Origin of the sequence: Brevundimonas sp. C43 (assembly GCF_030732185.1) — a bacterium.
Taxonomy (GTDB): Bacteria; Pseudomonadota; Alphaproteobacteria; order Caulobacterales; family Caulobacteraceae; genus Brevundimonas; species Brevundimonas diminuta_C.
On sequence record NZ_CP132231.1, the window covers coordinates 2,098,616 to 2,111,335 of the forward strand.

Genomic DNA, 12,720 nt, shown 5'->3' on the forward strand with positions numbered 1-12,720 from the left:
CCCCCTGATTTCGAGAACCGCGACATGACTTCCAGGCCGCAGATCAGAACGGCGGCGCGCCTCGTCCTCGCGGCCGTCTTCCTGGGCGCGGGCGTGCTGCATGTGATGGTCCCCGGCCCCTTCGTGCGGATCACGCCGGCGTGGGTTCCGCAGCCGGCCCTGGTCGTGGCCCTGACGGGGATCGCCGAACTGCTGGGCGCGGCGGGTCTGATGATCTCGCGCCTGCGGGTTGCGGCGGGCTGGGCGCTGGCCGCCTACGCCGTCTGCGTCTACCCGGCCAACATCCAGCATGCCGTGAACTTCATGACCTCGGGCGCAGGACTAGGCTGGGCCTATCACGGCCCGCGCCTGCTGTTTCAGCCGGTCATCGTGTGGTGGTGCCTGTGGGCCTCGACCGCGATCGACTGGCCCTTCAGGCGGTCTCAGGCGGCGGCGCGGGCGCCGTCCATCAGCATGGACAGGATCTGACCCAGGGTGCGCGGCAGGTCAGCGCGGGTCACGACCCGGTCCACCATGCCCTTTTCCTGCAGATATTCGGCGCGCTGGAAGCCGGGCGGCAGCTTCTCGCGGATGGTCGCCTCAATCACGCGCGGTCCGGCGAAGCCGATCAGGGCGCCGGGTTCGGCCAGATGCACATCGCCCAACATGGCGTAGGAGGCCGTCACCCCGCCCGTTGTCGGGTCCGTCAGGACCACGGCGTAAGGCAGTCTGGCGTCTTTCAGCTCCTCGATTGCCAGGGTGGTGCGCGCCATCTGCATCAGCGACAGGGCGCCCTCCTGCATCCGCGCGCCGCCGGCGGCGGTGAAACAGACCAGCGGAACCTTGCGGCTCACCGCCTCGCGCGCCGCCTTGATGAAGGCCTCGCCCGCCGCCATGCCCAGCGACCCGCCCATGAAGGTGAAGTCCTGGACGATCACGACCGCGTCCTGACCGCCGACCGAACCATAGCCGATGGCCATGGTGTCCTTGCGGCCCGCCGCCTTGCGCGCCGCATTCAGGCGATCCTTGTAGGATTTGCCGTCCGAGAATTTCAGCGGATCTTCCGGCACGTCCGGCGTGTCGATGGACTGGAAGACGCCGCCGTCGAAGGTGGCCTTCAGGCGGGTCGGCGCATCGATGCGCATATGCCGGCCCGACGGCGTCACCCAAAGGGCGGCCTCCAGGTCCGAGCGATACAGCATCTCGCCGCTGTCGGGATCCTTGACCCAGAGATTGTCCGGGGTGTCGCGGCGCGACACGATCTTGCGGACGCCGGGCGCAAAGCGGCTCAGCCAGCCGCCGCGCTTTTCCTGAGGCTTGGTCTTGTCGTTCATCCGCGCGCTCTTAGACGGTTTCCGCCACGGAAGCACTAGCGGCGACGGATCGAACCGCATCGCCCAGCGCCTTCACCCGGGCCAAAACGCGCGCCGCGACGGGTTCGTTCGCCTCCAGCGCCGCCGCCACCTCGTCCACCAGGGCCGAGCCCACGACCACCGCATCGGCGACGCGAGCGATCTCGGCGGCCCGTTCCGGCGTCTTGACCCCGAAGCCGACCGCGACCGGCAGGCCCGAGGCCTTGCGCACCCGCTCTACGGCCGGCGCCACCACATCCGCGTTCGCTTCCTTGACGCCCGTCACGCCCGCGACGGCGACATAATAGACGAAGCCCGACGTGCCCTGGACCACGATCTTCAGCCGCTCGTCATCCGAGGTCGGCGTCGCCAGTCGGATCAGCGAGATCGAAACCTTGTCCAGCGCCTCGATCAGCGGCCCGGCCTCTTCCGGCGGACAGTCCACGACGATCAGCCCGTCGATGCCGCAGTCGGCGGCATAGGCGGCGAAGGCGTCATAGCCCAGGCTCTCGATCGGGTTCAGATAGCCCATCAGCACGATGGGCGTGGCGTCGTCGCCCTTACGGAATTCCTTGGCCAGATCCATGGTCGAGCGCAGGCCAAAACCCGCTGCCATGCCGCGGATCGCCGCCCGCTGGATCGGCGGCCCCTCGGCCATCGGATCGCTGAACGGAAAGCCCAGTTCGATGATGTCCGCGCCCGCAGCCGGCAGGCCGTTCAGGATCGCCAGCGCCTCTTCACGCGACGGATCGCCGCCCATCACATAAGGAATAAAGGCCGCACAGCCCTCGGCCTTCAGCGCCTTGAAGCGCGCGTCGATACGGGCGGTGGTCATCAGCCCGCCTCCTTGCAGTTTTGCGATTCCACGGCCATGCCGATGAACACGTTTTCGTTGGGCGCTGGAGGATCGGCGCGAGCGGGATCCCAGAAGGCGACTAGTGTCAGCCGCTGCGCACACCGTTCGGGCGTAGCCGGGCGGGTCAGGAAAAGCGCGCTCGCCGCCCCGCCCGCATCCTGCCAGCCTTGTCGTTGAGCCTGTCGACTATAGGCGAACACCATATCGTTCGCACGACGCATGGGCACAGCGATACAGGTCAGAGCAGGGCCTTCCCGATCCGCTGGCAACACCTCGGCGCATTCGGGCGCAAGACGAGCACCTCGCATCAAGGGCAGGTCAGCCTGCCCAGGCAACAGAACTTCTGACCCGGCGAATATAAAAGCAGCCATGGCTAGCGCGATCATTGCGGCACGGTTCCGTCGGCTGGGGCCGCGGCCGCGGCAGCCGCGCACACGTCGCCCGGAATGGTGGCGAAGCCCAGATAGCCGGGCAGTTCGGCGACGGCGGTCTTGGTGGTGTCGTAGAAGGCGACCATCTGCATGCCGTCGCAGCCGCCGGCCTCGCGGCGCTTGATGAAGACGACGCGGTTGTCGTCACCGCCGGCGGCCAGCCAGTTCTTGCTTTCCAGATCGGCGATATAGGCGTCGGCCAGAGCGCCGATCTGGCCCAGCTGTGCGGTCACGCAATAGGCCCGCCCCGTCAGATTGTTCAGCCCTCCGCAATCGGGCGACAGCTCCGCGCCGGGCAGTAGGCCGACGTCAGCCGGACCGCCTTGCGGCGCAGCGGGGGCCGGCGTCGGGGTAGGCGTCTGGGCCTGCGCAGCGGCGGCGGACAGGCTCAGGACGGCGGTCGCCGCAAGAAGGGTACGGATCACAGGTTCACTCCCAAATGTTTGGCGACCTGGAAGATGTCCTTGTCGCCGCGCCCCGACATCAGCAGGACGACGTCACCGCCCTTGCCGACTTCGCGCGCCACTTCGCCCGTCCGCGCCAGGGCGTGGGCCGGTTCCAGCGCCGGAATGATGCCTTCCAGCTTCGAGCACAGCTGGAACGCCTCCAGCGCCTCGTTGTCCGTCGCCGAGCGGTATTCGGCCCGGCCGATGTCGTGCAGCCAGGCGTGTTCCGGCCCGATGCCGGGATAGTCCAGCCCGGCCGAGATCGAGTGCCCCTCGACGATGTTGCCGTCCTCGTCCTGAAGCAAATAGGTGCGGTTGCCGTGCAGCACGCCCGACCGCCCGCCCTTGAGGCTGGCCGCGTGATCCGGCGTATCCAGCCCATGGCCGGCCGCCTCGACGCCGATCAGCCGCACGCCCTCGTCCTCGATGAAGGGGTGGAAGGCGCCGATGGCGTTGGACCCGCCGCCGATGCAGGCGACAACCGCTTCGGGCAGCTTGCCCATCCGGGCCATCGACTGGCTCTTGATCTCCTTGCCGATCACCGACTGGAAATCGCGCACCATGGCCGGATAGGGGTGCGGACCCGCCGCCGTGCCGATGATGTAATAGGTGTCTGAGACGTTGGTGACCCAGTCGCGCATCGCCTCGTTCATCGCGTCCTTCAGGGTCGCAGCGCCGGCCGTGACCGAGAAGACTTCCGAACCCAGCAGCCGCATGCGGAAGACGTTCGGCTGCTGCCGCTCCACGTCCACCGCGCCCATATAGACGGTGCAGGGCAGGCCGAAGCGCGCCGACACTGTGGCCGAGGCCACGCCGTGCTGACCCGCGCCGGTCTCGGCGATGATCCGCGTCTTGCCCATGCGGCGGGCCAGCAGAATCTGGCCCATGCAGTTGTTGATCTTGTGCGCGCCCGTGTGGTTCAGATCCTCGCGCTTCAGCCAGATCCGCGCCCCGCCGAAATGTTCGGTCAGGCGTTCGGCGAAATACAGCGGGCTCTCGCGACCGACATAGTGGGTCAGAAAACCGTCCAGCTCGGCCTGGAAGCTGGGGTCCGCCTTGGCCGCCTTATAGGCCGCATCCAGCTCGTGGATCAGCGGCATCAGGGTCTCGGCCACGAACTGACCGCCGTACGGACCGAAGCGACCCTGCGCGTCCGGCCAAGCGTAGGCGTTCGACAGCGGCTGGGTGGAATCGGCGGCTTGGATAGGCGTTTGAGCGTTCACGGTTTCGACTTTCACGCGGGGAGGCGTCGTAATTACGACCGGCGCGCGTTTCGGATGAAGGTCGCGATCCGGTCGGCGTCCTTAACACCCGGCGCGCTTTCCACGCCAGAGGACACATCGACCATGGGCGCGCCCGTAATCCTCAGCGCCTCGGCCACATTGACCGGGTTCAGCCCCCCTGCGAGGAACCACGGACGGCGAAAGGCGCGGCCGGCCAGCAGTGACCAGTCGAAGCTGTGTCCCACCCCGCCGGGCAGCGCCGAACCCTCCGGCGGCTTGGCGTCGAACATAAGATGATCAGCATGATCATCCCACGCATCGGCGGCGGCGAAGTCGTCCGCCTGCCGGATCGGCAGGGCCTTGATCACCCCCGCCCCCGTCAGCGCCCGAACCCGTTCCGCCCGCGCCGGGGTCTCCGCCCCGTGCAGCTGGATGAAGTCCGGCCTCAGCGTCCGCGCGATCTGTTCCAGCAAGGCGTCGTCCGGATCGACCGTCACCGCCACGATCCTCGCCCGCCCCCGCGCCCGTTCGAACAGCGCGGCGGCGGCTTCGGGCTCCAGATGGCGCGGGCTTTTGGGAAACACCACCGCCCCCACGAAGTCCGCCCCGCCCTCCAGGGCGACGTCCAGCGTGTCCAGCGTGGTCAGTCCGCAGATCTTGATCTTGGTCGTCATCCTTCGACCTGCGCGTCCGATCCCGCAGGCGTCAAGAGCTTCAACCCAGGCTCTCGGGCGCCGTGAAGATCGAGGCGACCTCGTCCGCCGTCGCCAGCCGCCACTGACCGGGCGCCAGATCGGCGGGCAGGCCAAGTCCGCCCAGCCGTTCGCGATGCAGGGTCTCGACATGGTTGCCGGCGGCCGCGAACATCCGGCGCACCTGATGATAGCGCCCCTCCGTCACCGTCAGCAGGGCCTCGGTCGGCGACACCACCTCCAGCAGCGCCGGCGCCAACGGCTTGTCCTCGCCCTCCAGCACCAGCTCGCCCGAGGCGAACAGCGCGCCTTCCGTTCCGGTCAACGGCCGCGCCAGACCCGCCCGGTAAACCTTGGCCACATGGCGTTTGGGGCTGATCACCCGGTGCAGGAGGTCGCCGTCGTCAGTCAGCAGAAGCAGGCCCGTCGTCTGCTTGTCCAGCCGTCCGATGGTCGAGATGGCGGGATCGCGCGCCCGCCAACGTCCCGGCAGGATGTCATAGACCAGCGCCCCCTCTTCCTTGTGTGAGCAGGTCATGCCCAGCGGCTTGTTCAGCAGGATCACCAGCCCTTGCACGGGGTCCAGCGGCTCGCCGTCGATCTCCATTCGCGTGGGCAGGTCCGGCGTCACCGCAATGCGTTTGGACACGTCCGTCAGGTCCGCCCCGTCCAGCACGATGCCGCCCGCCTTGGCCATCCGCGCCATTTCGGCGCGTGATCCATAGCCCATCGAGCCCAGCAGACGATCGACCCTCGACGTCGGGGTTTTCTTCATGCGCTACCGCCCTTCGGACTGCTTGAGCGCGGTCACTTCACCGCCTCAAACAGCTTGTAGCCGCCCGCCTCGGCGACAAGCCGCACCCGCTTGAACGCCGTGTTCAACTCGGCCTCATAGGGAAGGTGCCGGTTGGCGACGACCCAGGCGACGCCGCCCTTTTTGAGCAGCTCGGCCGCCTTGCGGATAAAGGCCTGACCCAACCGCCGGTCCTCGGCCCCACCGTCGTGGAAGGGCGGATTGCTGACGACGAAATCCTTGTCGCCCTTGGCTTCCAGGGTGCGGGCGTCTGACCACCAGACCTTGGCGCGGTCGTCCTCGATATTGCGGCGAGCGGCCTGGATGGCGCGGCGATCCAGATCGACCATCTTCAGCTTGGTGACGGCGGGCGAGCGCAACACCACGATCGACAGCGCGCCATAGCCGCAGCCCAGATCGACCCCCTCGCCCTTCATCGCCGGCAGATGTTCGGCCAGCAGCGCCGAGCCCGGATCGATCCGGTCCCAGGCGAACACGCCGGGCTGCGACCAGGCCTCCAGCCCCGGCACGATCTGCGGCTCGCCCGCGGCGATGGCTTCGTCCAGCCCCTCGACCGTTTCGGGCCGAATGACGATGCAGCGGCGATGGTGCGCCTTGGCCGTCTCGGCGACCTCGCCCCCAAACGCCTTCAACTCCTTGGCCAGGCGCGATCCGCCCTTGTCCTTGGGCGCCATGACGTCCAGCCGTCCGCCGACCTTCAGCGCCTTCAGCGCCAGGGCCAGCACATAGCGCCGCTCCAGCACGCCGGGCGGGGCGTAGATCATGATCGTATCGGCCGAACCGGGGTCCTGCGCCTCCAGCGCAGCGGAATCGGGAATCAGGGGCGAGGTCTGGGTCGCATCGCCAGGCGGATCAAAAACGACAGGCGGGCGGCCATAGAGAAGCGTGGTCATGCCCCGCCCTTAGCGCCCGAAGGCGTCGGGGACCAGCCTCAGAACCCCGCCTGCAGCAGCACCAGACCCACGACCCCGACCACGATACGCCACCAGGCGAAGACGCCGAAGCCGCGCTTGGACACGAAATCCAGCAGGAACCGCACCACGGCCAGGGCCGAGATAAAGGCCACGACGAAACCCACGACGATCAGGCCGATGTCGCTGAAATCCAGCGTCTTGTGGTTCTTCAGCAGGTCATAGGCCACCGCCGCCCCCATGGTGGGCAGGGCCAGAAAGAAGCTGAACTCAGCCGCCGACCGCTTGTCGGTCTTCAGCAGCAGCCCGCCGGCGATGGTGGCGCCGGACCGCGACACGCCGGGGATCATGGCCAGGCATTGGAACAGGCCGATCAGGAAATAGATCCGCATCGGATAGGCCTCGGCGTCCAGCCATTTGGGCTTCTTGTCCATCCGGTCCAGCAGCAGCAGGATCACCCCGCCGACGATCAGGGCGATGCACACCACCTGCGGCGTCTCGAACAGCACCGTCTTGATGAAGTCATAGGCCAGGAAACCGATCACGACAGCCGGCGCGAAGGCGACCAGCAGCCCGATCAAGAACCGGCGCGCCTCGGCGTCGAAGGGCCAGCGCGTCGCCAGGGTCCACAGCTTCTTGAAGTAAACGCTGACGATGGCCAGCAATGCGCCCAGCTGGATCACGATCTCGAACGTCTTGCCCGCGCTCTCGAAGCCCATGAAATGGCCCAGCAGCAGCATATGGCCGGTGGACGAGACGGGAATGAACTCGGTCAGCCCCTCGACCAGACCCAGAATAATGGCGGCAAGCCAGTCCGACATGAGACCCTCGAAAACCAATGCGCCCGGAACGCGCCGCGCCCGGATGCCTTCCCCCTAGAGCATGATCGTTTCTGACGGAACGACCCGTTTGGGCCAGCGGTTGGCTTTCAGCTACGATTGCGCGAGAAGAAGCCGACAATGACGACGCCCGCCCCCGCCCCCGCCTCGCTCGACGACGCCCATCTGGCCACGCGCCGCATCACCCGCCTGTCTGTCGGGGTCGCGGTTGTGCTGATCGCCATGAAGGCCTTTGCGCTGGGCGCGTCCGGCTCGGTCTCCGTCCTGGCGACCCTGGCGGATTCGGTTCTGGATCTGGCGGCGTCGCTGACCACCTTCTTCGCCGTGCGCTGGGCCGCCGCCCCGGCCGACGAGAACCACCGCTATGGCCATGGCAAGGGCGAGGCCCTGTCCGCATTGGTCCAGGCCGGGCTGGTCTTCGCCTCGGCTATCTTCATCGCCTGGGAGGGGGTTCAGCGCATCTTCGACCCCCGTCCCGTGACCGCCGGCGGGTGGGCGAGCGGGATCGTGGTCGCCACCATCGTCATTACGGCCTGGCTGGTGTGGATGCAGACCCAGACGCTGAAGAAGACCGGCTCCGTCGCTGTTGCCGGCGACCGCGCCCACTATGCGGCGGACCTCGCCGCCAACGTCGTGGTGCTGATCGGCGTGATTTCGGGCGCCTTCCTGGGTGCGCCGGGACTGGATGCGGCCGCAGGCATCGTCGTCGCCGTCTGGCTGTTCTGGGGCGCGACCGGCATGTTGAAGGCCGCCGCCGACCACCTGCTGGACCGCGCCGTGCCCGAGGCCGACCGCGCCGCCATCACCAAGGCCGTCCTGGCCGATCCCCAAGTCTTCGGCGTGCACCAGCTGCGCACCCGCATGTCTGGTCAGGTGATGATGATCCAGATGCATGTCGACCTGGACGCGCACCAGACGCTGGACGCGGCCCACGCCATCGTCGTCGCCGCCGAGAACCGGGTGCTGGCCCAGTATCCCGCCGCCGACATCCTGATCCACGCCGACCCGCGCGGCCACGCCCGTCCGCAGCCCGCGATCCCTGCCGCGGCTCCCGCCGAGCCGCAGGCCGCGCCAGCGCCGACCGGCCCAGCGCCCAAGGGGCCGTGGTCCTGACCTTGCGTCCAATTTCAATGCAGTAAACGCGCATTAACGGGTCCGGGCGCATCACCCTTAGATGGCCGACCCTTGTGTTCTCTTCCACTTCGCCTTCCAGCCCGCCTCGCGCGCCGCGCGACTGGCCCTGGGCGAGGCGCGGATCGAATGGACCGACACGCCGGTTCGTCCGTGGGAGGACGATTGCCCGGTCAACGACTTCAATCCGTCCGGCCTGCCCCCTGTGATCCAGACGATGGATCGCGGCCGTCCGCTGGTGCTGTGCGAACTGCCCGCCATCCTGGGCTGGATCGAGGATCAGCAAAAGGGGCCGCTGCTGCTGCCCGCCGATCTGGCCGAACGGGCCGAGGCGCGCCGACTGACCGGCTGGTTCGAGCGCCGCTTCATGGACGAGGTCGACGCCGTCCTGCTGCACGAGCGGATGGAGAAACCCCTGCTCAAGCTGGGCCCGCCCGAAGCCCGCGCCCTGCGCGACGGCCGCGACGCCCTGAAATCCCATCTCGCCATGCTGGAGGACCTGATCGCCGCGCGCGACTGGCTGGCCGGCCGACGCCTGTCCCAAGCCGATCTGATCGCCGCCGCCCACCTGTCAGTGCTGGACTACTTCGGCGAGATCCAGTGGAAGACCTGGCCCGGACTGAAGACCTGGTACTCCAAGCTCAAATCCCGCCCCTGCTTCCGCCCCCTGCTCGCCGACCGCTTCGTCGGCGTGCCGCCGTCTGCCTGGTATGCGGATCTGGATTTCTGAGAAATGTCGTCTCCCCCCCCCCACTTGTGGGGAGGGGAACCGCGAAGCGGTGGAGGGGCTCTTGAAGTCCCACAGGCGCCTGTGATGCGGTGAAGAACCCCTCCGTCACGGCGCGAAGACGCGCCGCGCCACCTCCCCGCTCCGCAGGGAGGAGACTTCATGCTATCCCCCGCCTCATGTCCGACCGCCTGAAAACCTTCATCCGCCAGCGCGCGGCCGAGCTGGGCTTCGATGTCTGCCGGTTCGCCTCGGCGGCCGACGCCTGGCCGGCGGGCGAGCGGCTGCGGCGTTTCGTGGACGAGGGTCGGCATGGCGACATGGAATGGATGGAAACGACGCTAGATCGCCGCCAGCACCCCACCGCCATGTGGGACGAGGCCAGGACCGCCATCGTCCTGGGCATGAACTACGGGCCGGAGAATAACCCGCTGGATCAGCTGGCTGACCGTTCGGCCGGCTACATCTCGGTCTATGCGCGCGGCGACGACTATCACGAGGTCATCAAGGGCCGGCTGAAACAGCTGGCCGGCCAGATTGCCGCCCGCAACGGCGCGGACATCAAGGTCTTCGTCGACACCGCCCCCCTGATGGAAAAGCCGTTGGCCCAGCGCGCCGGCCTGGGTTGGCAGGGCAAGCACACCAATCTGCTCAGCCGCACCCATGGCAACTGGCTGTTCCTGGGGACCATACTGACCGCCGCCGAGATCGAGCCCGACGCGGCCGAGACCGATCACTGCGGCCGCTGCACCGCCTGTCTCGACGCCTGCCCGACGAACGCCTTTCCCGCCCCGTTCCAGCTCGACGCCCGGCGCTGCCTGTCCTACCTGACCATCGAGTTCGCGGGCGCTTGGCCGGTCGAGTTCCGCACCCTGACCGGATCGCGCATCTATGGCTGCGACGACTGTCTGGCGGTCTGCCCGTGGAACAAGTTCGCCCAGGAAGCGCGCGAAATCCGGCTGGCGCCCCGCCCGGCTTTTCAAAGCCCGCGCCTGCACGACCTGCTGGCGCTGGACGACGCCGCCTTCCGCGCCCTGTTCACCAAGAGCCCGGTCAAGCGGATCGGCCGCAACCGTTTCCTCAGGAACGTCCTCTACGCCGTCGGCAACTCGGACGACGCCTCCCTGATCGCCCCGACGAAAGCCTTGCTGGACGACCCCTCGCCCCTCGTCCGCGGCGCCGCCGTCTGGGCGCTGTCGCGGCTGACGCCGCCGGCCGAGTTCACTGCCCTAGCCGAGACGACGACCGAGACCGACTCCCGGGTTCTGGTGGAGTGGCGGCGCACTTAAGGTCTCCTCCCTGCGAAGCGGGGAGGGGGACCGCGCGTAGCGTGGTGGAGGGGCTCTTGAAGTCCCCCACACGCTTTTGATCAAGCAAAGAACCCCCTCCGTCTCTCCGCTTCGCTCCGAGCCACCTCCCCACAAAGTGGGGAGGAGATAGATTGCGCCAGCCGTCACCCCATGGCGATCCCGACGCCCGATCCGCCGCCCGGCACCTTGGCCACGTCCAGCAGTTTCAGGCGGAAGATCAGCACCGAGTTGGCGGGGATCTTCGGATTGCCCTGCTCGCCATAGCCCAGCTCGGGCGGGACATAGAGCAGCCATTCGTCGCCGACGCGCATCTTCTGCAACGCCTCGGTCCAGCCCTTGACCACTTCCTCGGGCGTGAACACCGCCGGCGCGCCGCGTGCGAACGAGCTGTCGAACACGCTGTTGTCGACCAGCTTGCCCTCGTAATCGACCTTGACCAGGTCGTTGCGGTCCGGGCTGACGCCGCCCGCCGGCCCCGCCTGCACCACCTTGTATTGCAGGCCGCTGGGCAGGGTCTGGACGCCCTCTTCCGTGGCGTTCTTCGTCATGAAGGCGGCCGCCTCGACCTTGCCCGCGTTCGGATTGACCGGCTCGGCCTGGCCGCAGCCCGCCAGAAGCACAGCGCTCAGCAGCGCCGCCTTACCCCATCCGAAGTTCATAGCCGCGTTCCTTCAAGGCCTTGCCGATCTCGTCGGCGTGGGCGCTATCGCGCGTTTCGACCATGATGTCGAACTCGGCGCCCTTGGCCGGCACGTCCAGCGCCAGACGGTTGTGGACCACGTCGATGATATTGCCGCCCAGGCCGCCGATCACCGCCGCCATGGCCGACAACATGCCCGGCCGGTCGTCGCCCAGGATGCGATAGACGATCAATCTGCGCTCACGGACCATCTCGCGGTTCAAGACGACCGCCAGCATCCGTGCATCGATGTTTCCGCCGCACAGCTCCAGCCCGACCTTCATCCCCTTGAACCGGTCGGGATAGGCCAGAAGCGCCGCCAGACCGCCGGCGCCCGCGCCTTCGGACACCGTCTTCTCATAGGTGACATAGGTGGCGACGGCCCGTTCGAAGTCGGCCTCCTCGCAGACGAAGACCTCGTCCACCAGCGGATCGGCCAGGGCGAAGGGGATGTCGCCCACCGCCTTGATGGCGATGCCCTCGGCGAGGGTCTGGCCGGTGCAGACCGGCGGCTTGCCCGTCCGTTTGGCGGTGAAGGAGGGATAGCGCGCCGCCTCCACCCCGAAGACCTTGATGTCCGGCTTCATCGCCTTGGCCGCGATGGCGCAGCCGGCGATCAGCCCGCCCCCGCCGATGGGGATGATCAAAGCCTCGACCTCGGGCGCATCCTCCAAAAGCTCGATCGCGCAGACGCCCTGGCCCGCCACGATGCCCTCGTCGTCGAAGGCCGAAACGAAGACGTAGCCCTTTTCGGCCTCCAGCCGCTTGGCCGCCTCGGTCGAGCCGGTGAAGTCCAGCCCCTCGATCACCACGGTCGCGCCGTGCGAGCGGGTGCCGTTGATCTTGGCGAAGGGCGTGCCCTCGGGCATCACGATGGTCACCGGCACGCCCAGCCGTCCGCCGTGATAGGCCAGGGCCTGGGCGTGGTTGCCGGCGCTGGCGGCCACCACGCCGCGCTTCATCTCCTCGGGACTCAGCATCAGCAGCCGGTTCAGGGCGCCGCGTTCCTTGAAGCTGCCAGTGAATTGCAGATTGTCGAACTTCACCCAGACCTCGGCCCCCGTCAGCTGCGACAGCTTTCTGGAATAGCGGGTCGGGGTGCGGTCGACCGCGCCGGCGATCCGGGTGCGCGCGGCTTGGATATCGGCGAAGGTGACGGTCATGCGGGGCGTTTCCGAGCTGTCGCGCCTCGACGACTGGGCGCGTTGTCGGGCCTGTTTCGCGCGTTGTCGGGTCCGGGTCCAGAGGGGGAATCTTGAGCGTGGAAGTCGCCCGGCCTGTCGTGCGATAGTGGTGGAAGTCGTCCCCCACGACCCCGAAATCCCGGAGG

General features: G+C 67.9%; 15 protein-coding genes. 4 read left to right on the top strand and 11 right to left on the bottom strand.

What is annotated here, in order from left to right; all coding sequences use genetic code 11:
* Positions 1-24: 24 nt before the first annotated feature.
* Complete coding sequence (locus Q9R14_RS10585) at positions 25-468, top strand: DoxX family protein (RefSeq protein ID WP_153924691.1); 444 nt, start codon at positions 25-27, stop codon at positions 466-468.
* Here Q9R14_RS10585 and accD read toward each other — a convergent pair.
* The 9 genes from accD to Q9R14_RS10630 form a co-directional block, all read right to left on the bottom strand.
* Entirely contained in the window at positions 423-1,313 is an 891-nt protein-coding gene (accD, locus tag Q9R14_RS10590) for an acetyl-CoA carboxylase, carboxyltransferase subunit beta (RefSeq protein ID WP_184280130.1), read from the bottom strand. The genes Q9R14_RS10585 and accD overlap by 46 nt on opposite strands.
* Before the next feature lie 10 nt (positions 1,314-1,323).
* A complete protein-coding gene (trpA, locus tag Q9R14_RS10595; protein ID WP_306002356.1) occupies positions 1,324-2,166 on the bottom strand; it encodes a tryptophan synthase subunit alpha in 843 nt (280 codons plus the stop codon).
* Positions 2,166-2,573 carry a hypothetical protein gene (locus Q9R14_RS10600; protein ID WP_306002357.1) on the bottom strand — a complete coding sequence of 136 codons (408 nt, stop codon included), beginning with the start codon at positions 2,571-2,573 and terminating at the stop codon, positions 2,166-2,168. The genes trpA and Q9R14_RS10600 overlap by 1 nt, the downstream gene beginning before the upstream one ends.
* The gene (locus tag Q9R14_RS10605; RefSeq protein ID WP_306002358.1) at positions 2,570-3,043 is read right to left on the bottom strand and encodes a hypothetical protein; all 474 of its coding nucleotides are present in this window, start codon (positions 3,041-3,043) and stop codon (positions 2,570-2,572) included. Before Q9R14_RS10605 ends, Q9R14_RS10600 begins: the two co-directional genes overlap by 4 nt.
* Positions 3,040-4,242: a tryptophan synthase subunit beta gene (gene trpB / locus Q9R14_RS10610; RefSeq protein WP_306004144.1), complete on the bottom strand. Its 1,203-nt coding sequence runs from the start codon at positions 4,240-4,242 to the stop codon at positions 3,040-3,042. Before trpB ends, Q9R14_RS10605 begins: the two co-directional genes overlap by 4 nt.
* Positions 4,243-4,319: 77 nt before the next feature.
* Positions 4,320-4,961, bottom strand: a complete 642-nt coding sequence (locus tag Q9R14_RS10615; protein ID WP_306002359.1) for a phosphoribosylanthranilate isomerase — start codon at positions 4,959-4,961, stop codon at positions 4,320-4,322.
* 40 nt (positions 4,962-5,001) lie between these two features.
* A complete protein-coding gene (locus Q9R14_RS10620; RefSeq protein ID WP_306002360.1) occupies positions 5,002-5,754 on the bottom strand; it encodes a pseudouridine synthase in 753 nt (250 codons plus the stop codon).
* 32 nt (positions 5,755-5,786) lie between these two features.
* On the bottom strand, positions 5,787-6,686 hold the full coding sequence (locus Q9R14_RS10625; RefSeq protein ID WP_306002361.1) for a class I SAM-dependent methyltransferase: 900 nt from the start codon (positions 6,684-6,686) through the stop codon (positions 5,787-5,789).
* A gap of 38 nt (positions 6,687-6,724) precedes the next feature.
* Entirely contained in the window at positions 6,725-7,525 is an 801-nt protein-coding gene (locus Q9R14_RS10630; RefSeq protein WP_055754691.1) for an undecaprenyl-diphosphate phosphatase, read from the bottom strand.
* Between the two features lie 138 nt (positions 7,526-7,663).
* Here Q9R14_RS10630 and Q9R14_RS10635 point away from each other — a divergent pair, with 138 nt between their 5' ends.
* From Q9R14_RS10635 to queG, 3 genes are all read left to right on the top strand, one after another.
* Positions 7,664-8,656: a cation diffusion facilitator family transporter gene (locus tag Q9R14_RS10635; protein ID WP_306002362.1), complete on the top strand. Its 993-nt coding sequence runs from the start codon at positions 7,664-7,666 to the stop codon at positions 8,654-8,656.
* A 61-nt stretch (positions 8,657-8,717) separates the two neighbouring features.
* Positions 8,718-9,404 carry a glutathione S-transferase family protein gene (locus Q9R14_RS10640; RefSeq protein ID WP_306002364.1) on the top strand — a complete coding sequence of 229 codons (687 nt, stop codon included), beginning with the start codon at positions 8,718-8,720 and terminating at the stop codon, positions 9,402-9,404.
* A 176-nt stretch (positions 9,405-9,580) separates the two neighbouring features.
* Complete coding sequence (queG, locus tag Q9R14_RS10645; RefSeq protein ID WP_306002365.1) at positions 9,581-10,690, top strand: tRNA epoxyqueuosine(34) reductase QueG; 1,110 nt, start codon at positions 9,581-9,583, stop codon at positions 10,688-10,690.
* Between the two features lie 164 nt (positions 10,691-10,854).
* Here the strand turns inward: queG and Q9R14_RS10650 are convergent, their stop codons facing one another.
* Together Q9R14_RS10650 and Q9R14_RS10655 are read right to left on the bottom strand one after the other, a co-directional pair.
* Positions 10,855-11,370 (bottom strand): FKBP-type peptidyl-prolyl cis-trans isomerase, encoded by a 516-nt coding sequence (locus Q9R14_RS10650; protein ID WP_306002366.1) that lies wholly within the window; start codon positions 11,368-11,370, stop codon positions 10,855-10,857.
* A complete protein-coding gene (locus Q9R14_RS10655; RefSeq protein ID WP_306002367.1) occupies positions 11,351-12,553 on the bottom strand; it encodes a threonine ammonia-lyase in 1,203 nt (400 codons plus the stop codon). Before Q9R14_RS10655 ends, Q9R14_RS10650 begins: the two co-directional genes overlap by 20 nt.
* Between the last annotated feature and the right edge of the window lie 167 nt (positions 12,554-12,720).

Bases quoted from the DNA above. Each gene is read 5' to 3' on its own strand.
- Q9R14_RS10625 (WP_306002361.1), bottom strand. From the start codon at position 6,686: ATGACCACGCTTCTCTATGGCCGCCCGCCTGTCGTTTTTGATCCGCCT.
- Q9R14_RS10585 (WP_153924691.1), top strand. From the start codon at position 25: ATGACTTCCAGGCCGCAGATCAGAACGGCGGCGCGCCTCGTCCTCGCG.
- Q9R14_RS10600 (WP_306002357.1), bottom strand. From the start codon at position 2,573: ATGATCGCGCTAGCCATGGCTGCTTTTATATTCGCCGGGTCAGAAGTT.
- Q9R14_RS10615 (WP_306002359.1), bottom strand. From the start codon at position 4,961: ATGACGACCAAGATCAAGATCTGCGGACTGACCACGCTGGACACGCTG.
- Q9R14_RS10640 (WP_306002364.1), top strand. From the start codon at position 8,718: ATGGCCGACCCTTGTGTTCTCTTCCACTTCGCCTTCCAGCCCGCCTCG.
- Q9R14_RS10620 (WP_306002360.1), bottom strand. From the start codon at position 5,754: ATGAAGAAAACCCCGACGTCGAGGGTCGATCGTCTGCTGGGCTCGATG.
- queG (WP_306002365.1), top strand. From the start codon at position 9,581: ATGTCCGACCGCCTGAAAACCTTCATCCGCCAGCGCGCGGCCGAGCTG.
- trpA (WP_306002356.1), bottom strand. From the start codon at position 2,166: ATGACCACCGCCCGTATCGACGCGCGCTTCAAGGCGCTGAAGGCCGAG.
- Q9R14_RS10655 (WP_306002367.1), bottom strand. From the start codon at position 12,553: ATGACCGTCACCTTCGCCGATATCCAAGCCGCGCGCACCCGGATCGCC.
- Q9R14_RS10650 (WP_306002366.1), bottom strand. From the start codon at position 11,370: ATGAACTTCGGATGGGGTAAGGCGGCGCTGCTGAGCGCTGTGCTTCTG.
- Q9R14_RS10630 (WP_055754691.1), bottom strand. From the start codon at position 7,525: ATGTCGGACTGGCTTGCCGCCATTATTCTGGGTCTGGTCGAGGGGCTG.
- Q9R14_RS10635 (WP_306002362.1), top strand. From the start codon at position 7,664: ATGACGACGCCCGCCCCCGCCCCCGCCTCGCTCGACGACGCCCATCTG.
- accD (WP_184280130.1), bottom strand. From the start codon at position 1,313: ATGAACGACAAGACCAAGCCTCAGGAAAAGCGCGGCGGCTGGCTGAGC.